This is a genomic window from Mesorhizobium sp. B264B1B (assembly GCF_020165765.1).
Lineage (GTDB): Bacteria > Pseudomonadota > Alphaproteobacteria > Rhizobiales > Rhizobiaceae > Mesorhizobium.
Genome location: NZ_JAIUIS010000004.1, coordinates 54,234 through 75,803, shown reverse-complemented (window position 1 = coordinate 75,803; position 21,570 = coordinate 54,234). Strand labels below are relative to the sequence as shown.

26 protein-coding genes and 1 pseudogene are annotated in these 21,570 nt (G+C 65.8%); 13 read left to right on the top strand and 14 right to left on the bottom strand.

The features are described from left to right. Positions 1-92: 92 nt before the first annotated feature. A complete protein-coding gene (locus tag LB547_RS09585; protein ID WP_140565471.1) occupies positions 93-413 on the bottom strand; it encodes a hypothetical protein in 321 nt (106 codons plus the stop codon). Between LB547_RS09585 and LB547_RS09580 the strand changes: the two genes are divergently transcribed. The 5 genes from LB547_RS09580 to LB547_RS09560 all read left to right on the top strand — a co-directional run bounded on the left by LB547_RS09580 (position 406) and on the right by LB547_RS09560 (position 4,264). Beyond that, a complete protein-coding gene (locus tag LB547_RS09580) occupies positions 406-873 on the top strand; it encodes a GNAT family N-acetyltransferase (RefSeq protein ID WP_140499176.1) in 468 nt (155 codons plus the stop codon). The genes LB547_RS09585 and LB547_RS09580 overlap by 8 nt on opposite strands. Before the next feature lie 20 nt (positions 874-893). Next, positions 894-1,277, top strand: coding sequence for an ACT domain-containing protein (locus tag LB547_RS09575; protein WP_140499174.1), 384 nt, complete (start codon positions 894-896; stop codon positions 1,275-1,277). Positions 1,278-1,430: 153 nt separating this feature from the next. Beyond that, positions 1,431-2,864, top strand: coding sequence for an aldehyde dehydrogenase family protein (locus LB547_RS09570; RefSeq protein ID WP_140759634.1), 1,434 nt, complete (start codon positions 1,431-1,433; stop codon positions 2,862-2,864). A 297-nt stretch (positions 2,865-3,161) separates the two neighbouring features. Then, positions 3,162-3,572, top strand: a complete 411-nt coding sequence (locus tag LB547_RS09565; protein WP_140559857.1) for an MbcA/ParS/Xre antitoxin family protein — start codon at positions 3,162-3,164, stop codon at positions 3,570-3,572. Beyond that, positions 3,566-4,264, top strand: coding sequence for an RES family NAD+ phosphorylase (locus LB547_RS09560; protein WP_140516231.1), 699 nt, complete (start codon positions 3,566-3,568; stop codon positions 4,262-4,264). The genes LB547_RS09565 and LB547_RS09560 overlap by 7 nt, the downstream gene beginning before the upstream one ends. 15 nt (positions 4,265-4,279) lie before the next feature. Here LB547_RS09560 and LB547_RS09555 read toward each other — a convergent pair whose 3' ends face one another. The 7 genes and pseudogenes from LB547_RS09555 to LB547_RS09530 form a co-directional block, all read right to left on the bottom strand. After that, on the bottom strand, positions 4,280-5,023 hold the full coding sequence (locus LB547_RS09555) for an amino acid ABC transporter ATP-binding protein (RefSeq protein ID WP_140499166.1): 744 nt from the start codon (positions 5,021-5,023) through the stop codon (positions 4,280-4,282). Positions 5,024-5,048: 25 nt separating this feature from the next. Beyond that, on the bottom strand, positions 5,049-5,723 hold the full coding sequence (locus tag LB547_RS09550; protein WP_140499164.1) for an amino acid ABC transporter permease: 675 nt from the start codon (positions 5,721-5,723) through the stop codon (positions 5,049-5,051). Next, positions 5,720-6,391, bottom strand: coding sequence for an amino acid ABC transporter permease (locus LB547_RS09545; RefSeq protein ID WP_140759637.1), 672 nt, complete (start codon positions 6,389-6,391; stop codon positions 5,720-5,722). Before LB547_RS09545 ends, LB547_RS09550 begins: the two co-directional genes overlap by 4 nt. Before the next feature lie 122 nt (positions 6,392-6,513). After that, positions 6,514-7,302 (bottom strand): ABC transporter substrate-binding protein, encoded by a 789-nt coding sequence (locus LB547_RS09540; protein WP_140759894.1) that lies wholly within the window; start codon positions 7,300-7,302, stop codon positions 6,514-6,516. Between the two features lie 110 nt (positions 7,303-7,412). Further along, positions 7,413-7,538, bottom strand: coding sequence for a hypothetical protein (locus LB547_RS32305; RefSeq protein ID WP_263483102.1), 126 nt, complete (start codon positions 7,536-7,538; stop codon positions 7,413-7,415). After that, positions 7,535-8,041 (bottom strand): Lrp/AsnC family transcriptional regulator, encoded by a 507-nt coding sequence (locus LB547_RS09535; RefSeq protein WP_140499160.1) that lies wholly within the window; start codon positions 8,039-8,041, stop codon positions 7,535-7,537. Before LB547_RS09535 ends, LB547_RS32305 begins: the two co-directional genes overlap by 4 nt. A 125-nt stretch (positions 8,042-8,166) precedes the next feature. Further along, positions 8,167-9,039 (bottom strand): annotated as a pseudogene (locus LB547_RS09530) (LysR substrate-binding domain-containing protein). A 171-nt stretch (positions 9,040-9,210) separates the two neighbouring features. Between LB547_RS09530 and LB547_RS09525 the strand changes: the two are divergent. Continuing rightward, positions 9,211-9,420 carry a hypothetical protein gene (locus tag LB547_RS09525; protein WP_140565448.1) on the top strand — a complete coding sequence of 70 codons (210 nt, stop codon included), beginning with the start codon at positions 9,211-9,213 and terminating at the stop codon, positions 9,418-9,420. Beyond that, positions 9,413-10,171, top strand: coding sequence for a sulfite exporter TauE/SafE family protein (locus LB547_RS09520; protein ID WP_140759640.1), 759 nt, complete (start codon positions 9,413-9,415; stop codon positions 10,169-10,171). Before LB547_RS09525 ends, LB547_RS09520 begins: the two co-directional genes overlap by 8 nt. Positions 10,172-10,207: 36 nt before the next feature. On the opposite strand, the gene LB547_RS09515 is transcribed toward LB547_RS09520, so the two are convergent. Continuing rightward, positions 10,208-10,657, bottom strand: coding sequence for a universal stress protein (locus LB547_RS09515; RefSeq protein WP_140674369.1), 450 nt, complete (start codon positions 10,655-10,657; stop codon positions 10,208-10,210). Between the two features lie 219 nt (positions 10,658-10,876). Between LB547_RS09515 and LB547_RS09510 the strand changes: the two genes are divergently transcribed. After that, positions 10,877-11,458 (top strand): histidine phosphatase family protein, encoded by a 582-nt coding sequence (locus LB547_RS09510; RefSeq protein ID WP_140674367.1) that lies wholly within the window; start codon positions 10,877-10,879, stop codon positions 11,456-11,458. 6 nt (positions 11,459-11,464) lie between these two features. On the opposite strand, the gene LB547_RS09505 is transcribed toward LB547_RS09510, so the two are convergent. The 3 genes from LB547_RS09505 to LB547_RS09495 all read right to left on the bottom strand — a co-directional run bounded on the left by LB547_RS09505 (position 11,465) and on the right by LB547_RS09495 (position 13,751). Beyond that, positions 11,465-11,866, bottom strand: coding sequence for a VOC family protein (locus LB547_RS09505; RefSeq protein WP_140759647.1), 402 nt, complete (start codon positions 11,864-11,866; stop codon positions 11,465-11,467). Between the two features lie 143 nt (positions 11,867-12,009). Further along, positions 12,010-12,741 (bottom strand): pseudouridine synthase, encoded by a 732-nt coding sequence (locus LB547_RS09500; protein WP_140759650.1) that lies wholly within the window; start codon positions 12,739-12,741, stop codon positions 12,010-12,012. A gap of 125 nt (positions 12,742-12,866) precedes the next feature. Beyond that, the gene (locus tag LB547_RS09495) at positions 12,867-13,751 is read right to left on the bottom strand and encodes an aldo/keto reductase family oxidoreductase (protein ID WP_140759653.1); all 885 of its coding nucleotides are present in this window, start codon (positions 13,749-13,751) and stop codon (positions 12,867-12,869) included. Between the two features lie 95 nt (positions 13,752-13,846). Here LB547_RS09495 and LB547_RS09490 point away from each other — a divergent pair, with 95 nt between their 5' ends. Beyond that, the gene (locus tag LB547_RS09490) at positions 13,847-14,746 is read left to right on the top strand and encodes a LysR family transcriptional regulator (RefSeq protein WP_140759656.1); all 900 of its coding nucleotides are present in this window, start codon (positions 13,847-13,849) and stop codon (positions 14,744-14,746) included. Positions 14,747-14,830: 84 nt separating this feature from the next. Here LB547_RS09490 and LB547_RS09485 read toward each other — a convergent pair whose 3' ends face one another. Then, positions 14,831-15,676: a helix-turn-helix transcriptional regulator gene (locus LB547_RS09485; protein WP_140685648.1), complete on the bottom strand. Its 846-nt coding sequence runs from the start codon at positions 15,674-15,676 to the stop codon at positions 14,831-14,833. A 90-nt stretch (positions 15,677-15,766) separates the two neighbouring features. Between LB547_RS09485 and LB547_RS09480 the strand changes: the two genes are divergently transcribed. Continuing rightward, on the top strand, positions 15,767-16,657 hold the full coding sequence (locus LB547_RS09480; protein ID WP_140759659.1) for an SDR family oxidoreductase: 891 nt from the start codon (positions 15,767-15,769) through the stop codon (positions 16,655-16,657). A gap of 18 nt (positions 16,658-16,675) precedes the next feature. Here the strand turns inward: LB547_RS09480 and LB547_RS09475 are convergent, their stop codons facing one another. Then, positions 16,676-17,368, bottom strand: coding sequence for a RibD family protein (locus LB547_RS09475; RefSeq protein WP_140516205.1), 693 nt, complete (start codon positions 17,366-17,368; stop codon positions 16,676-16,678). A gap of 318 nt (positions 17,369-17,686) precedes the next feature. Here LB547_RS09475 and LB547_RS09470 point away from each other — a divergent pair, with 318 nt between their 5' ends. The 3 genes from LB547_RS09470 (at position 17,687) to LB547_RS09460 (ending at position 21,445) form a co-directional block, all read left to right on the top strand. Continuing rightward, complete coding sequence (locus tag LB547_RS09470; RefSeq protein WP_140499137.1) at positions 17,687-18,634, top strand: substrate-binding domain-containing protein; 948 nt, start codon at positions 17,687-17,689, stop codon at positions 18,632-18,634. A 232-nt stretch (positions 18,635-18,866) separates the two neighbouring features. Beyond that, the gene (locus LB547_RS09465) at positions 18,867-20,432 is read left to right on the top strand and encodes a sugar ABC transporter ATP-binding protein (protein ID WP_140556349.1); all 1,566 of its coding nucleotides are present in this window, start codon (positions 18,867-18,869) and stop codon (positions 20,430-20,432) included. Continuing rightward, on the top strand, positions 20,429-21,445 hold the full coding sequence (locus LB547_RS09460) for an ABC transporter permease (protein ID WP_140516199.1): 1,017 nt from the start codon (positions 20,429-20,431) through the stop codon (positions 21,443-21,445). Before LB547_RS09465 ends, LB547_RS09460 begins: the two co-directional genes overlap by 4 nt. Positions 21,446-21,570 lie beyond the last annotated feature (125 nt).

Genomic DNA, 21,570 nt, shown 5'->3' with positions numbered 1-21,570 from the left:
GCGACTTCGCCCGGGGAATGCCATTCCCCGACTAATCTTTCCAATGAATTATTTTCGTTAGAATGATCGATTTTCCAGGACGGTTTTCCGGCTTACGTGACCAAAATGCGGTCGTCGGCCAAGGGCCGATACGGCATGCCTCTAATCAGGGTTGGTGAGGCAGCGCGGTAAAGAGGCTGGGGCACCGCCAGAAGGTGGCTTGGCGTCGGCTTGACGGGCCACTCATGCTGCGCCAGCTTGGCGCCATGTTCGTTCTTCCCCGCGCCAATGTCATGCGACGCCGAACCTGTACACTGCGAGGCGGCATGATTGCGCGACGACGAGGAGTGGCCCGTTAATTCCGGTTCGTTCTTCCCAGCCCCGCCCGCGCAACCGTCGGCGGGCTGTTCATGTCTGGAGCCCTCGATGAGCATCAATCCTTCCATCCAGTTCCGGCAGGCCGGGCCGGCGGACGCCGCAGCCATCCGGGACATCGTGCGCTTGGCCTATGCCAAATGGGTGCCGCTGATCGGCCGCGAACCGCTGCCCATGCGCGCCGACTACGACATAGCGGTTGCAGAGCATGAGTTCGACCTTGCGACCGACCAGGGCGAAATCGTCGGCGCGATTGAAACCATGCCAGCCGACGATCATGTCTGGATCGAGAATGTCTGCGTGGCACCGCATGCGCAGGGAAGGGGGATCGGCCGGCTGTTGCTGGAGCGGGCTGAACGCAAGGCGGCCGAAGCGGGCCGCAACGAACTTCGCCTGCTGACCAATGGCGCCTTCGCGGCCAATGTGTCGCTTTACAAGAGGCACGGCTATAGGATCGACCGGGAGGAGCCGTTCATGAACGGTACGACTGTCTATATGAGCAAGAGGCTCGCTGGATAGACCGCAATCGGAGTTCGACAATGGCTGCCAAAATCAGGCTGAAGCAACTGCCCGGGCTGTACGCGATTTCGCGGCTCGAGCCTGGAGCGAGCGTTCCCGGTTGGGCGGACGGGCCAGGCTTCGTCAGCATCACCAGAACCGAGGATGAACTTTCGATCGTCTGTCTGCAGGATCGCGTTCCAGATGGCGTCAAGCGGGATGACGAGTGGGTCGCCTTCAAGCTCCAAGGACCTTTCGCTTTCGATGAAACCGGCATCGTGTTGTCGATCATCAGGCCACTGTCGGAAAACGAGCTGGGCATTTTCGTGGTGTCGACTTTCGACGGCGATCACCTGCTGGTGAAAGCCGCCGATCGGGTCGCGGCGACACGGCTTCTAGGCGAAGCCGGGCATACTCTGCTGTAATTCGTTCTGCTCCAGCTATCGCCCGCCCGGCTGGTTCAACCGCTCGCGGCTCGCTCACCAGTTCGGGGTTGCGTTTGACAGTGCCGGTCGCGCATCGTTATTTCTAGCCAGATATCACGCCGGACGGCTGTGCGGCGCCCCTCAGGAGAAATCATGTCACACAATCAGCAGTTCTACATCGATGGCGCGTGGGTCGATCCTGTCGTGCCCAACACGATCGATGTCATCGATCCGTCGAACGAAGATGCCTTCGCGCAGATTTCGCTGGGCTCCAAGGCCGACGTAGACAAGGCGGTGGCCGCCGCGAAGCGCGCCTTCGGCACATTCGGCTTCACCTCGGTCGAGGAACGGCTCGACATCCTCAACGGCGTCATCGAGGTCTACAAGAAGCGCAGCCAGGACCTTGCGCTCGCCGTGTCGCGCGAGATGGGCGCGCCGCGCCGGATGGCGCTCGACAGCCAGGTCGGCATCGGGCTCGCGCATCTGGCCAAGATGGCGGAAGTGCTGAAGAGCTTCCAGTTCCGGCAGGTCAAGGGCTCCTCGCTGATCGTCAAGGAGCCGATCGGCGTCGTCGGCCTGATCACGCCATGGAACTGGCCGCTGAACCAGATCACCTGCAAGGTGGGTCCGGCGCTTGCCGCCGGTTGCACCATGGTGCTGAAGCCATCCGAGATCGCGCCGCTCGACGCCATCATCTTCGCCGAGATCTTCGACGAGGCCGGCGTGCCGAAGGGCGTGTTCAACCTCGTCAATGGCGACGGCCCCGGCGTCGGCCAGGCGCTGTCCAGCCATCCCGATATCGACATGATGTCGTTCACCGGCTCCACCCGGGCCGGCATATTGGTGGCCAAGGCCGCCGCCGACACCGTCAAGCGCGTGCACCAGGAACTTGGCGGCAAGTCGGCCAACATCCTGTTCCCGGATGTCGACCTCGCCACCGCCGTGACCAAGGGCGTCGCCGGCTGCTTCAGCAACAGCGGCCAGTCCTGCAACGCGCCAACCCGTATGTTCGTGCCACGCGACCGTCATGACGAGGCGACTTCCTACGCCAAGGCGGCGGCGGAAAAGTTCGTGGTCGGCCCGGCCGACGCTCCCGGCACCAAGCTCGGCCCTGTCGTCAGCCAGGCCCAGTTCGACAAGATCCAGGACATGATCCAGAGCGGCATCGACGAGGGCGCCACGCTGGTCATGGGCGGCCCCGGCCGTCCGGCCGAACTCAACCGTGGCTACTATGTCAGGCCGACCGTGTTCGCCGATGTCACCCACGACATGCGCATCGCGCGCGAGGAGATTTTCGGGCCGGTGCTGGCCATCATGCCCTACGACACGGTCGAGCAGGCGGTCGAGCAGGCCAACGACACCGTCTACGGCCTTGCCTCCTATATCCAGGCCAAGGATATCCAGAAGGCGCGCGACGTCGCGGCGCGCATGCGCTCCGGCAACGTCTACATCAACTATCCCCAATGGGACGCCGGCCTGCCCTTCGGCGGCTACAAGCAATCCGGCAACGGCCGCGAATACGCCGAATACGGGCTGGAGGATTTTCTGGAGATCAAGGGTATCGCGGGGTATGAGGCGGCGGAGTAGGCGGACAAGAGCCGCCCTTACAGAACGTGGGTTCCTCGGCCCCGCAAAGCGGGGGAGAGGTGGCGGCGAAGCGGTCGGAGAGGGGGCTGCGGCGCTGGAAGGTTTTCACGGCATATCCACGCCGCGCCATTCCCCCGCTCCGTCTCGGCTTCGCCGAGCCACCTCTCCCCCACCTTTGTGGGGGCGAGGAACCCTGGTCTGTTATGCCGCGCCACCTTTTTAGGTGGCCGCTCTGGTCCTGTTTCCTTGCCAATTGGCAAATACATGCTATATGTCTGCCAATAGCGGGAGCAGAAAATGCAGCTTCAGTCCATCGTCACCACGCCGGCCGCGGTCGGCAGCGCCATCTCGGATGAAGAGGCGGGCGCCCTGGCGCGCACCACGGTCAATCTGTTCAAGGCGTGGGGCCTCACCGACCTCGAGGCCTGCATCCTGCTCGGCGGCATGTCGGCGCGCACCTGGGCGCGCTGGAAGGAAGGCGGCATCGGCCGGATCGACCGTGACCTGCGCACCCGCATGGCGCATCTGATGGGCATCCACAAGGGTTTGCGCTATCTCTTCACCGAGCCGGCGCGCGGCTATGCCTGGATCCGCAAGCCCAATGCCACGTTCGGCGGCCAATCGGCGCTCGACCTGATGCTGCGCGGCGAAATCTCCGACCTTGCCGCGATGCGCGAATGGCTCGACGCGGAGCGTGGTGGATGGTGAGTGGGCTCGCGGTCCGGCGCCGCGTCCACTGGCCCCAGACCTTCCGCATCATCCGCTCCATCCATCCGCCTATCGACCTCTTCGAGGACATTGCCGACCCGCGCGATTGGGAAGCGCTGGCCGCCGTCGAGGAGAAGACCAATCCGCGCATCCGGCTGGAACTCGGCGACCTCGGCAAGGTTCCTGCCGAAAGGCGGGTGTCCGGACCCGGCGCAAGTTTCGTGATGGCGCCCTTCGTGCATTGCTCGACCTTGCGGCCCGGGCGGTTTTCCGATGGCAGCTACGGCATCTACTATGCCGGCGACAGCGAGGAGGTGGCGCTGGCCGAAACCATCCACCACCACCAGAATTTTATGCGCGCCACCAAGGAGGAGCCGGGCTGGACCGCGGATTTCCGCGTGCTGATCGGCAGCGTCGATCGCGACCTCGATGACGTCAACGCGGTGCCCGGCGCGCTCGACCCGGACGACTACACCGCCTCGCAGGCCGAAGGCCGCGCCTTGCGTGCGGCCGGCAGCGACGGGCTGGTGTGGAACAGCGTGCGCATGCCAAGCGGGCAGTGCATCGGCATCTTCTGGCCGGATGCAATCACCGTTCCCGTCCAGGGGAGGCACTACAGCTACCACTGGGACGGCCGCCGCGTGGATTTCGTGCGCCAGCACGATACAGGCAAGGTGCTGGCGGTCACTTGAAGGCGGCGGCGCCGGTCAGTGCCGCAGGATCTTGCTCAGGAAGGCGCGGCTGCGATCGGTCCTGGGGTGCGAGAAGAACTCGTCGGGCGTGCCGCTTTCGACGATGGCGCCGGCATCCATGAACACCACGCGCTGGGCGACCTTGCGGGCAAAGCCCATCTCATGCGTCACCACCATCATGGTCATGCCTTCCTCGGCAACCGCGACCATGACGTCGAGCACTTCCGAAATCATCTCGGGGTCGAGCGCGGATGTCGGCTCGTCGAACAGCATGATCTTGGGGCGCATGCCGAGACAGCGGGCGATCGCCACGCGCTGCTGCTGTCCGCCTGAAAGCTGCGCAGGATAGGCGTTGACCTTGTCGGCAAGCCCAACCTTGGCCAGCAGTTCGCGGCCGGCCTGCTCGGCCTCGGCGCGCGGGATCTTGCGGACATGGATCGGCGCCAGCGTGACGTTTTCGAGCGCGGTCTTGTGCGGGTAGAGGTTGAAGGACTGGAAGACGAAGCCGATCTCGGTGCGCAGCTTCGTCATGTTGGTGGCGGGGTCGCCGAGCCGCTGGCCGTCGACGACAAGGTCGCCGTCCTTGATCGTCTCCAGCCCGTTGATGCAGCGGATAAGCGTGCTCTTGCCCGACCCGCTCGGGCCGCAGACGACGACCACTTCGCGCGGCTCGACGCTGAGCGTGATGTCCCTCAGCACGTTGAGCGGGCCGAACCATTTGTTGACGCCGCGAAAATCGATCATGCCCGTTTTGGTCATGTGGTCAGAACCTTTGGGTTCGATGTCATATCTGCACCTCGCCATGGGCGGCACCCATGCGCCGTTCGAGCCGGCGGGCGAGCATGATCAGCGGATAGCAGACGATGAAATAGCCGACGCCGACGAGGAAGAACACCAGCAGGCCGTTCGGCACGCGCTGCACCACCAGCCAGCCGACGCGGGTGAGGTCGGTCAGGCCGATCGCCGACACGACCGAAGAATCCTTGATCAGCAGCACATATTGCCCGACCAGCGGCGGCAGCACGATGCGCATCGCCTGCGGTAGCACCACCTGGCGCATGCGCTGCCAGCGCGACAGGCCGGACGCCAGTGCCGCCTCGACCTGGCCCGTCGGAACCGAACGGATGCCGGCGGCGACGATCTCGCAGATGAAGCAGGCGGCGAGGTTGGTCAGCGCGATGATGCCGGCGGTGAAGGCGTCGAGCTCGATGCCCAGCTCCGGCAAGATGAAGAAGATCAGGAATATCTGCACCAGGAACGGGGTGCCTCGGATGAGGTCTACCCAGGCACCGATCACGCCGGCGATCAACCGGTTGCCGCCGGTCCGCAAGATGCCGAGGCCGAAGCCGAGCAGGGTGCCCAGCACCAGGCTGATCAGCGACAGCACCACGGTCATGCCGAGGCCGCGCAGCGCCAGCGGATAGCTGCCCGCAAGGCTTTGCAACTGCTGCCAGATCATGTGCGCGCCCCCGCCGAGCCGAGCCAGCGGCCGGAGAGAACCGCCAGCCCTTTGAGGCCGTAATAGAGCATGAGGTAGAAGGCGGCGATGGTGAGAAATCCTTCCGCCGGCATGAAACGGTCGGAGGCGAGCAACTGGCCGGCGCGCGTCAGCTCGGCAACGGAGATCAGCGACAGGAGCGCCGAATCCTTGACCAGCACGATCGCTTGTCCCAGCAGCGGCGGGATCGTCACCTTGAACGCCTGCGGCAGGACCACCAGGCGCATGCGCTGGACATAGGTCATGCCCGAAGCAACACTGGCCTCAACCTGGCCGCGCGGGATCGACAGGATGCCGGCGCGAATGATTTCAGCGACATAGGCGCCGCTGTTCAGTGACAGCGCGAGGATGCCGACGACGAGTTCGGGCAGCACGAAACCGAGGCGCGGCAGGCCGAAATAGAGAAAATAGAGCTGCGCCAGCAAGGGCGTGGCGCGTACGGCGTCGATATGGGCCTTGGCCGGCACCCGAAACAGCCAGCCGCGCTGCAGGTTCATCGCGCACAGCAGGATGCCGACCGCGAGCGCGCCGAAAAAGGACAGCGCCGACAGCCACACGGTCGTGACCAGGCCCTGCCCGAACAGGGGCAGGTATTCGACGATGGTGCGGAAGCTGAAATTCTCGAGCATGGGCGTGAATGGTGGGTAGGGAATAGTGAGTAGTGAGTAGTGAGTAGGCAGGCGGATCCGGAATTCCCTATTCACTACTCACTAATTCGCTACTCACTAATCCCTAATTCCCTAATCCCTAATCAGTGATCTTTCTTCCAGTCTTCCGAATTGACCCAGTAGTCGAGGTTCTTCTGCAGGCGGCCGTCGATGGTGACCTGGTTGAGGAACAGGTTCATCCAGATCAGGAGATCCGGCTCGTCATAGCGGGTGGCGAAGGCAAGCGGCTCCTTCGAGAGGAGGTCCGGCATGATTGTGAAGGTCCCGGCCGGATAAGCCGTCGACTGGCCCTTGACCGCCGAGACGTCGTTGACGCCGCAATCGGCCTGGCCGTTGTTGACGGCGTCGAGCAGCAGCGGACCGCCGCCCTTGTAGCTCTTGATGTCGGCATCGGGGAAGGCGGCCTTGGCTTCCTTCTCGCCGGTGGCGCCGAGCAGCACGGCGATCTTGGTGCCCTTGGCCTTGCAGTCCTCGGCGGTCTTGAACTTGCCGTCGGCCTTGGTGAAGACGGTGCTGCCCGTATACATGTAAGGCGTGGTGAAGGCGACTTTCATGCCGCGTGCCAGCGTCGGCGTCATGTCGGCGACCAGAAGGTCGGCCTTGCCCGAAAGCAGCGCCGGGATCAGGCCGTCCCAGTCGAAGTCGAGGAAGGTGATCTTGACGCCCATTTCCTTGGCCATCAGTTCGGCCAGTTCCACCGAGCTGCCGGTGCGTTCGCCATTGGCGCCGACCAGCGAGAAGGGCGGTCCCTGCGTCTGCACGGCGACACGCAGTTCGCCGCGCTTGGTGATGTCGTCGAGCGATCCGGCGCTGGCGGCGGCGGTGAGGCCGGCCAGTGCGAGGCCGGCGATGAAAAGCTTGGCAATGTTCATTGGTTTCATTGGGCATTCCTCCTTTTGTCGTCTTGTTGTCCACCCTACAGGGTGCTTTTTGAGCGGCGGCGCCGTTGCCGGCGGCGGCCACCGTTCGAAAATCCGTTTCCTCAGTGCCGGGCCGCCGTTTCGGCGACCGCGATGCCGCGCCTGGGCAACGCGCCGAAGAAAGGCGCGTCCGGCACATGCAGCAGCGGGTTGAGCAGGCCGAGGCCTCCGAGAACCGCTATCCTCATGCCGGCTCCTTGCGAATGCTGTCGTCCGACCAGCAGCCTTCCGGCAGGCTGACCCATTTGTTGCAGGACGCCATGACGACGAAGGTCTCGCTGCGCACGACCTCGCCCGGCTCGCCGGCGCCCGGGATCAACTCGCTGGTGACGCGGTAGAGATCGGCGACGTCGCCGGCCACCGTCACGTCGACGATGATGTCGAAGCGCCCGGTGACGACCGAGGCCGAGTTGACGAAGGGCAGTTCGGAAATGCGCTGCGCCAGCTCGCGGGCGCGGCCGCGCCCTTGCGCGTTGATGCCGACGATGGCCGAGATCAGTTCGGGCCGCTCCGTCAGGTTCAAGAGCCCGACGATCTTGAGCAGGTTGCGGTCGAGCAGGTTGCGCAGCCGCGTGCGCACCGTCGGCACCGAGATCGCCAGAATCTCGGCGAGGCGATTGATGCCCGGCTGCGCGTCCTGCGACAGCTGTTTGACCAGCCGCCGATCGGTCAGATCGAGATGTTCCCGCAAGTCCCCCGTCTTTCATAAAACGAAAAAAGCTAGGCGATTTTTTTGCCTATGTGCAAACAAGCTATTTCATGGATTCCTTAAAGGCAAGGCATGATTCCACGCGAATTCAGCATGTGGCGGCGGCTTCACGCCAGCGCGGCCACCAGCAGCTTGGCTTGCGGCGTCAACGTGTCGAAGCGGCGGGCGCAGAGATTGAGCTGGCGGGTTCCCCAGTCGTCCGTCAGCCGCAGGCTGCGCAGGCTGGGCGCCGAGCGGCGCACCGTGCTTTCCGGCACGATGGCGACGCCCGCGCCCTGGGCCACCAGCCTGCAGACATTGTCGAGGCCGGGCACGCGGATGCGAAAATGCAGATGACCGCCAAGGCGCGCGGCCTGGCGGGAGATGTGCTCCTGCAAGGGATGGCCGGCGCTCAGGCCGACAAAGGTTTCACCGAGAATGTCGGCGAGGCCGGTCGCGCGGCCTTCGAGGCCGGGGCGGTTGCGCGCGGCGATCACCACCAGCCTATCGACGAAGAACGATTTCTGCTCGAGATGCGAAAGGCCGGCCCAGGTCGCGGCAATGCCAAGATCGGCGGCGCCGCTCGCCACCGCCTCGGCGATCTCGTGGCTGGGGCGCTCATCGAGCTCTATGTCGATGCCGGGATGCGCGACCAGAAAGGCCGGCAGCCTGTCGCGCAGAAGCTCGCTGGTGGCGGCCGTGTTGGCGAGCAGGCGGACCCGCGCGCGCAGTCCGGTGGCATAGGCGCCGAGCTCGCCGGCCATCGCCTCGATCTGGTTCTGCACCGCGCGCGCGTGGTGCAGCAGTGCCTAGCCGGCGGCGGTCGGCACCACGCCGCGCCGGCGGCGCTCCAGCAGCGGCGCGCCGAGCCTGTCCTCCATGCCCTTGATGCGGGCGCTGGCCGAGGCCAGCGCGAGGCCCGCGAGCTCGGCGCCATGGGTGATGCTGCCGCGCTCGGCAACCAGCAGGAACAGTCGGAGATCGACGAGGTCGAAGTGCATTTTTTTCCTCCCGCAAGACAGCCCGGGCGATGGCCGCTATCACGCGATCGATGGCGCAGCGGGCCGACCGGCTTGCGGCACCAGCCTTCGCCTCAGCCGAAGGCTGGTGCCGCGATTTCCACATTGTGGGTGACGGCGAATTTCGTCAAACAGTTTCGGTGGAGGTCGATGATGAGAAAACCAGCATCGAACCGGCAAGGGCTCGGCATCGCTGAAAGCGCGGCGATGCTGCTGGCGGTTGCCGTCGCCCTTCTGGCCGTGGCGCGCTTGGATTCCGGCATGCCAGGATGCGCCATGACATCCGCCCCTGTCAGCAGCGCCGCCGCCGGACCGGGGCCGGCAGCGGGGATCGACGCCGCCGACATGCTGCTCCATGATTGAGCCGCTGAGCGCCGCCGCCGTTGCCTGGATCTGCGCCGTCTTCCTTGCCGCCGGCTTCGTCAAGGGCGTGGTCGGGATGGGCCTGCCGACGGTGGCGATGGGCCTGCTGGCGGTGACCATGGCGCCGGCCGAGGCGGCCACGCTTCTGCTGATCCCGTCGCTGGTTACCAATCTGTGGCAATTGTCCACCGGTCCTTCGTTCGGCGGGCTCGTCAGGCGGCTATGGACGATGATGGCCGGCGTGGTGATCGGCACCGTTGCCGGCGCCGGCCTGCTCACCGGCGCGCATACGGCGGCCGCGTCCGGCGCGCTCGGCGTGGCACTGATGCTCTATGCCGTTCTCGGCCTCGCAAAGGCCGGCTTCTCAACGCCGCCACGCCACGAGGCCTTGCTATCGCCGCTGGTCGGGGTGGCGACCGGTCTGGTCACCGGCGCCACCGGCGTCTTCGTCATTCCGGCGGTGCCCTACCTGCAATCGCTGCGGCTGGGCAGGGAAGAGCTGATCCAGGCGCTCGGCCTGTCCTTCACCGTGTCGACGGCGGCGCTGGCCATCGGGCTGTTCAGGGCCGGCGCCCTGGCCTCGCCCACGGCCGGGCTGGCGGGTTCGATCGCGGCGCTGGCGCCTGCGCTCGCCGGCATGGCTGTCGGCCAGGCGCTGCGCCGGCGCATGAGCGTCGAGACTTTTCGCAAAGTGTTCTTCGCCGGGCTCTTGGCGCTTGGATTTTATCTCATGGCCGAGGCGGCGTTCTGAGCGCCGCTTGCAGAGCGCCGACTGGCCGGACCCGGCCTACCGCACCACCAGGACCGGGATTTCGCTGTAGGATACGACTTCCGCCGTCTGGCTTCCCAGAAGCAGCCTGCCCAATCCGCGGCGGCCGTGCGAGGCCATGACGATCAGGTCGCAGCGTTCGGTCTGCGACAGCTCCAGGATCGCCTCGGCGGGCCTTCTGTCCTCGATGTGCACGACCTTGGCCGACACGCCCAGCCCCTCGGCGGAAGCCTTGCATTTGTCGAGCACCTCCTTGCCGTATTTGCGGGCTTCTTCCTGATAGGCGGCCAGCCCATCGCCCGCGGCGTAGCCGGCCATGGCGCCGCCCCAGGCGAAGATCGGGAATTGTTCCGAGACGGTGACGAAGGTCACGGCGGCGCCGAGGCCCTTTGCCAGCCCGAGGCCGTGGGCAACGCCCTTGTCGGCCAGTTCCGACCCGTCGGTGCCGATGAGCAGATGTTTGTACATGATGATCGTGACCTATCGTGCTTGGTGAACTATGGACCACACATAGTTATGCCCGGCGCCCAATCATTGTGCCAATGCGGCGGGGATCAGGGCCAGGGAATGTGGTGGGCATCGCGTGGACCGCACCCAAACGAGCGTTCCACCCCCGGACTTTCGCGCCAGCCGGATTCCCCTTCGCCGCATCGTCCTCTAAGGTGCGGCAACTTCGAAAGGCCCATCATGAGCAGCGCGTTTCCTCAAATCCATCTGGTCCGGCATGGCGAGACGGCGTGGAGCCTTTCGGGCCAGCACACCGGCCGCACCGACATGCCGCTGACGGCGGCCGGCGAGGCCGCCGCGCGGGGTGTGGCGGATCGGCTGAAAGGCCTGCCGTTTTCGGCCGTGTGGTCGAGCCCTTCGCAGCGCGCCTACAACACCAGCGTGCTTGCCGGATTCGGGGCGCAAAGCATCAAGATGGACGACCTGCAGGAATGGGACTACGGCGCCTATGAAGGGAGAACCACCAGGGAGATCCTGGCCGAACGACCGGGCTGGAACGTCTTTCGCGACGGCTGCCCGCAAGGCGAAACGGCGGCCGATGTGGGCGCCCGCGCCGACAGGATCATCGATCGCCTGCGCGAGGCAAATGCCGACATGCTGATCTTTTCCAGCGCGCACTTCCTGCGCGTGCTCACCGCCCGCTGGCTCGGCTTGCCGCCGCAGGACGGCGCGCTGTTCGTGCTTGATACGGCCAGCATCAGCGTGCTCGGCTACGAGCATGACCTCGGCGAGCCGGTGGTGCGCAAATGGAACGGGAAGTAGGACGGCCTAGCTGTCGAACTTCCGGATCGCCTCGGCGGTTACAGGCGTGAAGAAATTCACCAGATTGCAGTCCGGGTCGCGGAACAGCAGCGAGCGGTTGCCCCAAGGCATGGTGGCAGGCTCCTGGACAATTGCGCCCTTGATGGTTTCCGCCAGCCTGGCAAATTCTGCATCGACGTCGCCGACTTGGAATTCGATTATGGCCGTGCGGTTGTCGGCTGGGCGGGCGATGTCGCTGCCGAACAGCATCAGGGTGCGCGTGCTGCCGATCCCCAACGTGCAGGCCGGCGTCGCCAGTTCGGCGAAATCCTCCGTGTACATCGTCACCGGCATGCCGGTGATCTCGCCATAGAAGCGCACGAGGCGCTGGACATCGGACGTGATGATGCGGACAGAGACGAAATTCATCGCATTGGCTCCCTGATCGTCGAAGCCGCGGCTGGGCTCCCGGCCTTCTATAGGCCGGGGCTCCTGACAGCTTTCCGTCAGGAGACGGAAGTGCCGGCGCGATTTTCAGATATGCCGAACGACAGTGCCAACCCTGCGCCTATTCACCCCGCCAGCAGCGCCAATTCATCGGGCGTCAAATGCCTTGCCGTACCCTTGGCGAGATCGCCGAGCGGCAAGCGGCCAATGGCCACGCGGATCAGGCGCTTGACCTCGATGCCGTGGGCGGCGAGCAGGCGCCGGATGTGGCGATTGCGGCCCTCGTCGAGCACGATCTCCAGCCAGGCGGTGCGGCCGCCGCTGCGCAGCAGCTCGATCGAGTTGGCGCTCAAGGTCTCGCCGTCGATACGCGCGCCGGCGCGCAGCGCTTCCAGCACCGCCGCGTCGGGCACCGTGGCGATCTGAACATGATAGGTCTTGGGCAGGTGCGAGGCCGGGTCCATCAGCCGGTTGGCGAAGCGCGTGTCGTTGGTCATCAGCAGCAGGCCTTCGCTCGCCTTGTCCAGCCGGCCGACCGGCGAGACGAAAGGCAGGTCAAGCCCTTCAAGACAGGCATAGACGGTGTCGCGCTCGAGCGGGTCGTCGCGGGTCGTGACCAGCCCGCGCGGCTTGTTGAGCATGAGATAGACCTTGCGCTCGGCAACGATTTTTTCGCCGTCGACGGCGATGCGGTCGCGATTCATATCGACGCGCAGGGAAGCATCGCGCGCGACCTTGCCACCGACGCGCACGCGGCCCTCGGCGATCAGCCGCTCGGCCTGCGTGCGCGAGCACAGGCCGAGCTTCGACAGCGCGCGGTTGAGGCTGACGCCGGGTCGTGGTGATCGTGGAGCCATGCTGCTTCGGATCGATCCGTTGTACCGGACCAGATGCCATGGCCGGCGACGGCTGCGCAAGCCGCCGCCGAGGTCGGGATCTTGCCGGACAGCGGTGCCGCCCGGCAAGCGCTAGTCGCGCCGGCTTAGGCTGCTTGCTCGGTCTCGTCCGCGATCCCGTTCAGCACGGCAAGCGCGTCGGCCGGCAGCTCCAGCTCCGCCGCCGCGATGTTTTGCCTGAGATGCGCAATGGACGAGGTGCCGGGGATGAGCAGGATGTTGGGCGCGCGACGCAGGAGCCAGGCGAGCGCCACCTGCATGGGCGTGGCGCCGAGTTTTTGCGCGACATCGGCCAGCGTGCTGGATTGCAGCGGCGTGAAGCCGCCGAGCGGGAAGAACGGCACATAGGCGATGCCGGCCGCGGCAAGCTCGTCGATCAGTGCGTCATCCTCGCGATGCGCGATGTTGTACTGGTTCTGCACGCAAACAATGTCGACGATGCCGCGCCCCTGTGCGATCTGGGTTGATGTGACGTTGCTCAAGCCGATATGGCGCACCAGACCCTGACGCTGCAGTTCGGCGAGCGTATTCAGTTGGGGTTCGAGCGAGCCTTCGGCCGGGCCGTGTATGCCGTGCATGGACCGCAGGTTGACGACCTCCATCGTGTCCAGTCCCAGATTGCGGAGATTGTCGTGCACGGCCTGCGTCAGTTCCTGCGGCGACATTGCGGGGATCCACGATGCATCGGCGCCGCGCCGGGCACTGACCTTGGTGACGATGGTGAGGTTGGCGGGGTAGGGGTGCAGCGCCTCGCGGATGATCAGGTTGGTGACGTGCGGACCGTAGAAATCGCTGGTGTCGATATGGTCGATACCGCTCGCCACCGCCTCGCGCAGCACGGCGAGTGCACCGTCATGGTCTTTCGGCGGGCCGAACACGCCGGGTCCGGCCAATTGCATGGCGCCGTAGCCCATGCGCTTCACGGTGCGGTCGCCGAGCTTGAAGGTTCCGGCCTTGCTGATGTCAGTCATGGTCTCAATCTCCTGTGGATCGGCCCAGATATAGACAATGCCCGCTTGCGCGATAATATGGCGCAATCGGCACAGGCTGTGCAGAAAGGCGAACAATGGCGGATCTGGGCGACCTCCAGGCATTCATGGCGGTGGCGCGCGCCGGCGGCTTTCGCGAGGCGGCCAGGGTCAGCGGCGTCAGCGCCTCCAGCCTCAGCGAAACGGTGCGGCGGCTGGAGGCGGGGCTCGGCGTGCGGCTCCTCAACCGCACCACGCGCAGCGTCGCACCGACCGAGGCCGGCGCACGCCTGCTGGAGCGGCTGGGCCCCGCGCTCGGCGAGGTCGAGGCAGCACTCGATGTCGTCAACGGCTTTCGCGGCCGCCCGGCCGGCACGCTGCGGCTCAACGTGCCTGTCGTGGCGGCGAAACTGGTGCTGCCGCGCCTTCTGCCGCCCTTCCTTGCCGCCTATCCCGACATAAGGCTGGAGGTGACCGCCGAGGACAGTTTCGTCGACATACTGGCGAGCGGCTGCGATGCCGGCATCCGCTATGACGAGCGGCTGGAGCAGGACATGATCGCCGTACCGATCGGCCCGCGCCGGCAGCGCTTCGCCACCGCTGCCGCAACGGTCTATCTCGACCGGCGTGGCCGGCCCGACCATCCGCGCGACCTCCTCGATCACGCATGCCTGCGCGGCCGCTTCGCCAGCGGCCTGACGCCGCCCTGGGAGTTCGAGCGCGACGGCGAGATAGTGAGCGTCGAGCCGACCGGGCCGCTGCTGGTCAGCACCGGCACGGCTATGGCGCTTGCGCTCGATGTGGCGGTCGCCGGCGGCGGCATCGTCTCGCTGTTCGAGGACTGGCTGCGCCCCTATTTCGACGATGGCCGGCTCGAGCCGGTGCTGGAGCCCTGGTGGCAGGAGTTTTCCGGCCCGTTCCTCTATTACCCGGGCCGCCGGCTCATCCCGGCGCAGCTGCGGGCATTCATCGACTTTGTCGGCGGGATGCGGTGGTAAGGCGCCCCGATGACGGTTTCATGGGACGCATGGCAGGACGCAACCCGCTGCGCATTTCTGGAATGTTCCAGGAACGAGCAGGGATCATCGCGGCGGGTCCAATGACACCTTGGCGCGCTTCGCCAGCTCGCGAATCCGCTCCGCGACCGCGCTGTCGACCGGATTGTAGACGGTCAGGCTCAGATCCGGGCGGCCGTCGACCGCGAATCCCGAATATTCCAGCTCGATGTCGCCGAGCACCGGGTGCTTCAGTCGCTTGGTTCCGTCGCCATGGCTGAGCACGTCGTTCTCGCGCCACAGGGCGGCGAATTCGGGGCTGGCGCTGCACAGTTCGTCGACGAGTTCGCGTACCTCGGACACCGCGCCGGCACGCGCCGCGTCGGCGCGGAAGGCGCCCACCACGAAACGGGCGAGGTTTTCCCAGTCGTGCTGCTTTTCGCGGATGGCCGGGCTGCGGAACATGAAGCGCAAAATGTTGCGCTGGTCTGCGGGCAGGGCGCTGTAATCGGTCAGCACGACCTGGGCGGCGCGGTTCCAGGCAACGACATCCCAGGTAGCGGTCCTGACCAAGGCGGGGCTCGCTTCAAACGTGTCGAGGAGGCGCTGCAGCCGGGGGCTGATGCCTTCCGCGCCGATATAGCGGACCTCGGGCGGGCGTCCGAGCCCGAGCATGAAAAGATGCTCGCGCTCGGCCTCGGTCAGCATCAGCCCCTTGGCGATGCGGTTCAGCACATCGGCCGAAGGCGCGCCGCCACGACCCTGCTCCAGCCATGTGTACCAGGTCGGGCTGATGTTGGCGCGCTGGGCCACTTCCTCCCGGCGCAGCCCCGGCGTGCGCCGGCGCCCTGAAAATCCGAACGAGGCCGGATCGAGCCGGGTGCGCCGGTCTCTCAGAAACGCCGCGAGCGAACCGGCGGAATTGGTGGGCATCCTGTTAGCCGTTATACCACGATAAGATCACTACTTTAATGGAATAATAGACCGGCGATACTGCGCAGGCAATCGTGCAGGAGAATTCGCATGCGTATCTTTTTGACCGGCGCGACCGGTTTCATCGGCTCGGCGCTCGTTGCCGAGCTCATCAAGGCGGGCCATCAGGTGGTCGGCGTCAGTCGCTCCGAGGCGGGGGCCGAAGCGCTGACAGCGGCGGGCGCCGAAGTGCATCGGGGAACGCTCGAGGATCCCGAGGGCCTGCGCGACGGCGCGGCAAAGGCGGAAGCGGTGATCCACACGGCGTTCGACCATGATTTTTCGCGGTTTGCCGAGAATTGCGAGAAGGATAGCCGTGTCATCGCGGCACTCGGCCAGGCATTGGCCGGATCCGACCGGCCGCTGGTGATCACTTCCGGCGTCGGCGTGGGCAGCCCCGGACATGGCGAGCTTGCCAGCGAGGACGTCTTCAACGCCAGCCATCCCAATCCGCGCATCGCCTCGGAGCTCGCCGGCAATGCCTTGCTGGAAGCCGGCGTCAACGTCTCGGTGGTGCGGCTGCCGCAGGTTCACAACCCGGTCAAGCAAGGGCTCATCACGCCGCTCATCGAAATCGTGCGCCAGAAAGGCGTTTCGGCCTATGTCGGCGAGGGCCGCAACCGCTATGCGGCGGGCCATCTCGTGGACGCGGCGCGCCTCTACCGGCTGGCGGTGGAAAAGCGGCAGCCCGGCGCGCGCTATCACGCGGTCGGCGAGGAGGGCGTCGAAGTGCGCGCGATCGCCGAGGTGATCGGGCGGGGCCTCAACGTGCCGGTGGTTTCGATCGCGCCGGAACAGGCGGCGGAGCACTTCGGCTGGATGGCGATGTTCGCCCCGATGGATCTGCCGGCCTCCAGCGCGCTGACCCAGGCGCGGCTCGGCTGGCAGCCGACCGGCCCGACGCTGATCGCCGATCTCGAGGCCATGCGGTACGACGCATGACCCGCCGATAAAGCGTCGTCAGCCGACGGCGTAGCGCAAATGGACGAGCCCGTGGGCGAGGGCTTCGCAGCTTTTGAGCGACAGTTGCATCTTGCCCGCGAGGCCGGTTTCGCCGAATTCGACGAAACCCTGGTTCGCCGCCCGCCCATCAAGAGCGGGAGCGACGAGAAGGCTGAGCTCATCGACAAGGCCGTCCGCGAAGAAGGAGCCGTTGATGCCGGCGCCGCCCTCGAGCAGCAGCCGGCGAATGGCAAATTCGCGGTTGAGAACTTCGAGCATCCGGCCGAGATCCATGTCGGCCGTCTCCGCCACGATATAGGACACGCCGTCGGCGGCGAGCTCGGCCAGGTGGCTGTCGGCGACATCGTGCCCAAGCAGCACCACGACATGGTCGCCGCCAATGTCGGGTTTGGAAAAGTGGAGCTTGCCCGATGGATCGAGCGCCACCGCGTAGCTTCCGGTACCGGTTTGCGCGACATGATAGGGTCGGTCGACCTTGCCCGCATCGGCCGGCGGGTGCGCGCCGGCCTTGCTCATCTCGGCCATGGTGACGCGGCCGACGATCCAGCCGTCGCCCGCAAAATCATTATGGATATGCTCGTAGAGGCTCGACCATTCGGCCCGGGTTCCGTCCGGGCTGGCCGTGTAGCGGCTCGGGTGGAGACTGCCGTCCAGCGACGCGATCATATGGCAGATGATGTGCGGTTTCATGCGGGTGTCTCCAGGGAATGGGCTCAGGCGCGGTTCAAACTAGGGCCAGCGCCGGAGAATGGAAGCTGGGCACCCGGCTCATCCAAATTCCGACCATTGCCGACTGGGCCTGTTATATCGATGTTGCACAAATGGTTGAGCCTGGGCTAGCATCCGTTTGCTGGTGCCGACGGGAGGCAGTTTTTGCAACGGCGATCAGCTGGAGCGGCATGCGTTAGCAAACGCAAGGAGGATGCTCCAACACTTTGAACCGACGCATGATCCTTCCTGAAACCGTCCCGGTTTCCGGGGCCGTGCGTTCTTGTGGAGGAGGATCCCATGAACAGACGTGAATTCCTGATGACGTCCGTGGCCGCGGGCGCGATGGTGCTTGCCGCGCCCTCGGTATTTGCGCAGGACAAGCTCACCATTCTCGGCTCGGTGCCCAGTCTCGGCTTTCCGTTCTTCGTGCACATGCTGAACGAGATCAAGGCGGAAGCCGCCACGCAAGGCGTCAACCTGACCGAGAGCGATGGCCAGAACTCGGCCACCAAGCAGACCGCCGACATCGAGGCGGCCCTGGTGCAGAAGGTCAACGCCATCGTGATCTCGCCGCTCGACGTCAACGCGCTGGCGCCGGCCATCGAGGAAGCGGTCAAGGCCGGCGTTCCCGTGGTGACGATCGACCGCCGCGTCGACGGCGTCGAGGGCATCCTCGCCCATGTCGGCGCCGACAACGTCAAGGGCGGCGAGGCGGAAGCGCAGGCCGTGGTGGCGGCGTTCCCCAACGGCGCGAAACTGTTCCACCTCCAGGGCCAACCCGGCGCCGGGCCGGCGATCGACCGCAACAAGGGCGTGCACAATGTGCTCGATCCCTTGAAGGACAAGTACCAGATCGTCTTCGAGCAGACCGCCAATTTCGCCCGCGCCGAGGCGCTGTCGGTGACGGAAGCCGGCCTTGCCGCCAACGGCAAGCCGGACGCGATCGTCTGTGCCAATGACGACATGGCGCTGGGCGCGCTCGAAGCCTGCGCGGCGCGCAACTTCACCGACGTCAAGATCTACGGCTTCGATGCGCTGCCGGAAGCGCTGGTCGCGGTCCGCGACGGCAAGCTCGCCGGCACGGTCGAACAGTTCCCGGGCCAGCAGTCGCGCACCGCCGTGCAGATCGCCGTCGCCTACGCCAGGGACAAGACGGAGCCGAAGGAGAAGCTGGTGCTGTTGACGCCGATCGTCATCGGCAAGGACAATCTCGACAAGGCCGAGAGGCTGAACGAGACGAAGTGAGCTCGCATGGAGAGGTCGGCGGGGCAGCACCCCCTCTGGCCTGCCGGCCATCTCCCCCGCAAGGGGGAGATGGGCAGTGTCGATGTCCGCATTCTCATTGCGGCGTTGAAAATTGGCGAATGCGGAACAGACAGCCAATCTCCCCCCTTGCGGGGGAGATGTCCGGCAGGACAGAGGGGGGTGTTCACGCGCCGACGGGTCCGGAAACTGCATCGAGGGAAGCACCCATTCCATGGCTGAAGCCGCACCCGTCCTGCTCGCCGTCGAAGGCGTCACCAAGCGTTTCGCCGGCGTCACCGCGCTGAACGATGTCTCGCTCGACGTCAGGCCCGGCGAAATCCTCGGCCTGCTCGGCGAAAACGGCGCCGGCAAATCGACGCTGCTGAAAATCCTGTCGGGCGTCATGCCGCCTTCCAGCGGCCATATCATTTTCGACGGCGCCGACTACCGGCCGTCGAGCCCGCAGGATGCCAAGCGGCTAGGTATCGTCACCATCTACCAGGAGCTCAGCCTGATCCCGACGCTGACGGTGGCGGAGAACATCTTCATCGGCCGCGCCCCGACCGGTCCGCTCGGCCTCGTCTCCTGGCGCAAGATGGAGCAGGACTCCCGCACCATCATCGCCCGCGTCGGCCTCACGATCGATCCGATGACGCCGGTCTCGGCGCTTTCGGTGGCCGAGCAGCAGCTCGTCGAGATTGCACGGGCGCTGTCGCTGAAGAGCCGGCTGATCATCATGGACGAGCCGACATCAGCGCTGACCGAGACAGAGGTGCAGCGGCTGCTGTCGATCATGGACAGGCTGCGCAAGGACCATGTCGCCATCATGTTCGTCACCCATCGGCTGGAGGAGGCCGCCGCCATCTGCGACCGCATGACGGTGCTCCGGGACGGCAGGTTGGCCGGCAATCTCGACCGCGAAGGCGGGCCGATCCGATTGCCGCGCATCATCGATAAAATGGTCGGCCGCGCGGCGTCCGAGCTCTATGCGCGGCCGGCGCAGCGCACGGTGGCCGGCGACGTCGTGCTGTCGGTGCGCGGGTTGCGCACGGTGCGCGATCCCGAAGCGCCGCACGCCATCGTGCTCGACGGCGTCGATATCGACCTCAAGGCCGGCGAGATCCTGGGTGTCGCCGGCCTCGTCGGCTCGGGTCGCACGGAGCTGGCGCGCGCCATCTTCGGCGCCGACCGGATCGCGGGCGGCACGATCACGCTCAACGGCAGGCCCATCGCGCCGGCCTCGCCGGCGGATGCCATAGCGCTCGGCATCGGCCTGGTGCCTGAGGATCGCAAGCATCAGGCGATCTTCGCCGCGCTCGGCATCCTGCCGAATTTCTCCGTCGCCTCGCTCGGGCGGTTCAGCAATGGCTTCGGCTTCATGGCCGAGCGGCGCGAGCGCGATGCGCTGGCGGGGTTCCGGAAAATGCTATCGATCCGCATGGCGTCGGCCGAGCAGGCGATCGAGGGCCTGTCAGGCGGCAACCAGCAGAAGGTGATCCTGGCGCGCTGGCTGGCGCGCGACCCCAAGGTGCTGATCGTCGACGAGCCGACGCGCGGCGTTGATGTCGGCGCCAAGGCCGAGGTGCACCAGATCCTGGTGCAATTGGCAGCGCGCGGCATAGCGGTGATGATGATTTCGTCCGAGCTGCCCGAAGTGCTGGCTGTGTCGGACCGGATCGTGACCATGCGCAAGGGGCGCATCACCGGGCAGATGCCAGGCATCGAGGCAAGCGAGGAAAAACTGATGGAACTGATGGCGCTCGACCAGCCGGGAGCGGTTGAGGAGGAGGCACGATGAGCGTGGCCGAGGAGCAGAGCCGGCGTGGCGGCATCAGCATTGCGCGGCTCTTGATGAATTTCGGGCCGCTGCTATTCCTGGCGGCGCTGGTGGTCGTCTTCACCGTGCTGAAGCCGAGCTTCATCGATCCGATCAATCTGTTCAACATCACCCGCCAGATATCGATCACCGGGCTGATCGCGCTCGGCATGACCTTCGTCATCCTCACCGCCGGCATCGATCTTTCGGTCGGCTCGCTGCTCGCCTTCTGCGGCATGGTGGCGGCCGTGGTCGCCAAGGGCGGCACCGCCAACACGCTGTCGCTGTCGACGTCGGGAACGCAGGGCTATGGCTGGTTCGCGGCGCTGCTTGCCGCCGTGGTGGTGGGGGCGGTGGCCGGCGGTGTTCAGGGCTTTGCCATCACCAGGCTGAAAGTGCCGCCCTTCGTCGTCACGCTTGGCGGGCTCACCGTGTTTCGCGGCCTGACGCTGACCATCTCCAATGGCGGCCCGATCTCGGGCTTCGACGCTTCTATGCGCTGGTTCGGCACCGGGCTGATCGGCCCCGTGCCGGTGCCGGCGATCATCTTCGCGGCGGCCGCCATCCTGTGCCACATCGTGCTACGCTACACGCGCTATGGACGCGCCGTCTACGCCGTCGGCGGCAATGCCGAGGCCGCACGGCTGTCGGGCTTGCGCGTCGACCGCATCCTGGTCTCGGTCTATGTCATCGTCGGCTTCTTCGCCGGGCTCGCCGCCTTCGTGCTGTCGGCCAGGCTGAATTCGTCCGAAGCGGTGGCCGGCATCGGCTACGAGCTGACGGTCATTTCGGCCGTCGTCATCGGCGGTACCTCGCTGTTCGGCGGCATCGGCTCGGTGGGCGGCACCGTGGTGGGCGCCGCCCTGATCGGCGTGCTACAGAACGGGCTCCAGTTCAACAACGTCTCGTCCTACACGCAAAGCATCGTCATCGGCCTAATCCTGATCCTGGCGGTGGCGTTCGATCGCTGGCTGAAGTCGCGGGTGAGGCGCTAATTCTTTCTCCCTTGTCGTCGGAGAAGGGGAAATCGCCGCTCTGCCATAGGCAGGAGAGCTCGCTACCTTTCTTGCAAAACAACCCCCCTTTGCTAGAAGGATTTCGGGCGGGTGGCATTCTGAGA

What these genes read in the sequence shown, in the direction of transcription:
- LB547_RS09560 (WP_140516231.1), top strand. Translation starts at nt 3,566, where the DNA reads ATGGTGAGTGGGCTCGCGGTCCGGCGCCGCGTCCACTGGCCCCAGACC.
- LB547_RS32305 (WP_263483102.1), bottom strand. Translation starts at nt 7,538, where the DNA reads ATGAGGATAGCGGTTCTCGGAGGCCTCGGCCTGCTCAACCCGCTGCTG.
- LB547_RS09540 (WP_140759894.1), bottom strand. Translation starts at nt 7,302, where the DNA reads ATGAACATTGCCAAGCTTTTCATCGCCGGCCTCGCACTGGCCGGCCTC.
- LB547_RS09585 (WP_140565471.1), bottom strand. Translation starts at nt 413, where the DNA reads ATGCTCATCGAGGGCTCCAGACATGAACAGCCCGCCGACGGTTGCGCG.
- LB547_RS09485 (WP_140685648.1), bottom strand. Translation starts at nt 15,676, where the DNA reads ATGCCCACCAATTCCGCCGGTTCGCTCGCGGCGTTTCTGAGAGACCGG.
- LB547_RS09525 (WP_140565448.1), top strand. Translation starts at nt 9,211, where the DNA reads ATGAGAAAACCAGCATCGAACCGGCAAGGGCTCGGCATCGCTGAAAGC.
- LB547_RS09570 (WP_140759634.1), top strand. Translation starts at nt 1,431, where the DNA reads ATGTCACACAATCAGCAGTTCTACATCGATGGCGCGTGGGTCGATCCT.
- LB547_RS09515 (WP_140674369.1), bottom strand. Translation starts at nt 10,657, where the DNA reads ATGTACAAACATCTGCTCATCGGCACCGACGGGTCGGAACTGGCCGAC.
- LB547_RS09520 (WP_140759640.1), top strand. Translation starts at nt 9,413, where the DNA reads ATGATTGAGCCGCTGAGCGCCGCCGCCGTTGCCTGGATCTGCGCCGTC.
- LB547_RS09505 (WP_140759647.1), bottom strand. Translation starts at nt 11,866, where the DNA reads ATGAATTTCGTCTCTGTCCGCATCATCACGTCCGATGTCCAGCGCCTC.
- LB547_RS09490 (WP_140759656.1), top strand. Translation starts at nt 13,847, where the DNA reads ATGGCGGATCTGGGCGACCTCCAGGCATTCATGGCGGTGGCGCGCGCC.
- LB547_RS09465 (WP_140556349.1), top strand. Translation starts at nt 18,867, where the DNA reads ATGGCTGAAGCCGCACCCGTCCTGCTCGCCGTCGAAGGCGTCACCAAG.
- LB547_RS09565 (WP_140559857.1), top strand. Translation starts at nt 3,162, where the DNA reads ATGCAGCTTCAGTCCATCGTCACCACGCCGGCCGCGGTCGGCAGCGCC.
- LB547_RS09555 (WP_140499166.1), bottom strand. Translation starts at nt 5,023, where the DNA reads ATGACCAAAACGGGCATGATCGATTTTCGCGGCGTCAACAAATGGTTC.
- LB547_RS09580 (WP_140499176.1), top strand. Translation starts at nt 406, where the DNA reads ATGAGCATCAATCCTTCCATCCAGTTCCGGCAGGCCGGGCCGGCGGAC.
- LB547_RS09545 (WP_140759637.1), bottom strand. Translation starts at nt 6,391, where the DNA reads ATGCTCGAGAATTTCAGCTTCCGCACCATCGTCGAATACCTGCCCCTG.
- LB547_RS09575 (WP_140499174.1), top strand. Translation starts at nt 894, where the DNA reads ATGGCTGCCAAAATCAGGCTGAAGCAACTGCCCGGGCTGTACGCGATT.
- LB547_RS09480 (WP_140759659.1), top strand. Translation starts at nt 15,767, where the DNA reads ATGCGTATCTTTTTGACCGGCGCGACCGGTTTCATCGGCTCGGCGCTC.
- LB547_RS09475 (WP_140516205.1), bottom strand. Translation starts at nt 17,368, where the DNA reads ATGAAACCGCACATCATCTGCCATATGATCGCGTCGCTGGACGGCAGT.
- LB547_RS09500 (WP_140759650.1), bottom strand. Translation starts at nt 12,741, where the DNA reads ATGGCTCCACGATCACCACGACCCGGCGTCAGCCTCAACCGCGCGCTG.
- LB547_RS09510 (WP_140674367.1), top strand. Translation starts at nt 10,877, where the DNA reads ATGAGCAGCGCGTTTCCTCAAATCCATCTGGTCCGGCATGGCGAGACG.
- LB547_RS09460 (WP_140516199.1), top strand. Translation starts at nt 20,429, where the DNA reads ATGAGCGTGGCCGAGGAGCAGAGCCGGCGTGGCGGCATCAGCATTGCG.
- LB547_RS09495 (WP_140759653.1), bottom strand. Translation starts at nt 13,751, where the DNA reads ATGACTGACATCAGCAAGGCCGGAACCTTCAAGCTCGGCGACCGCACC.
- LB547_RS09470 (WP_140499137.1), top strand. Translation starts at nt 17,687, where the DNA reads ATGAACAGACGTGAATTCCTGATGACGTCCGTGGCCGCGGGCGCGATG.
- LB547_RS09550 (WP_140499164.1), bottom strand. Translation starts at nt 5,723, where the DNA reads ATGATCTGGCAGCAGTTGCAAAGCCTTGCGGGCAGCTATCCGCTGGCG.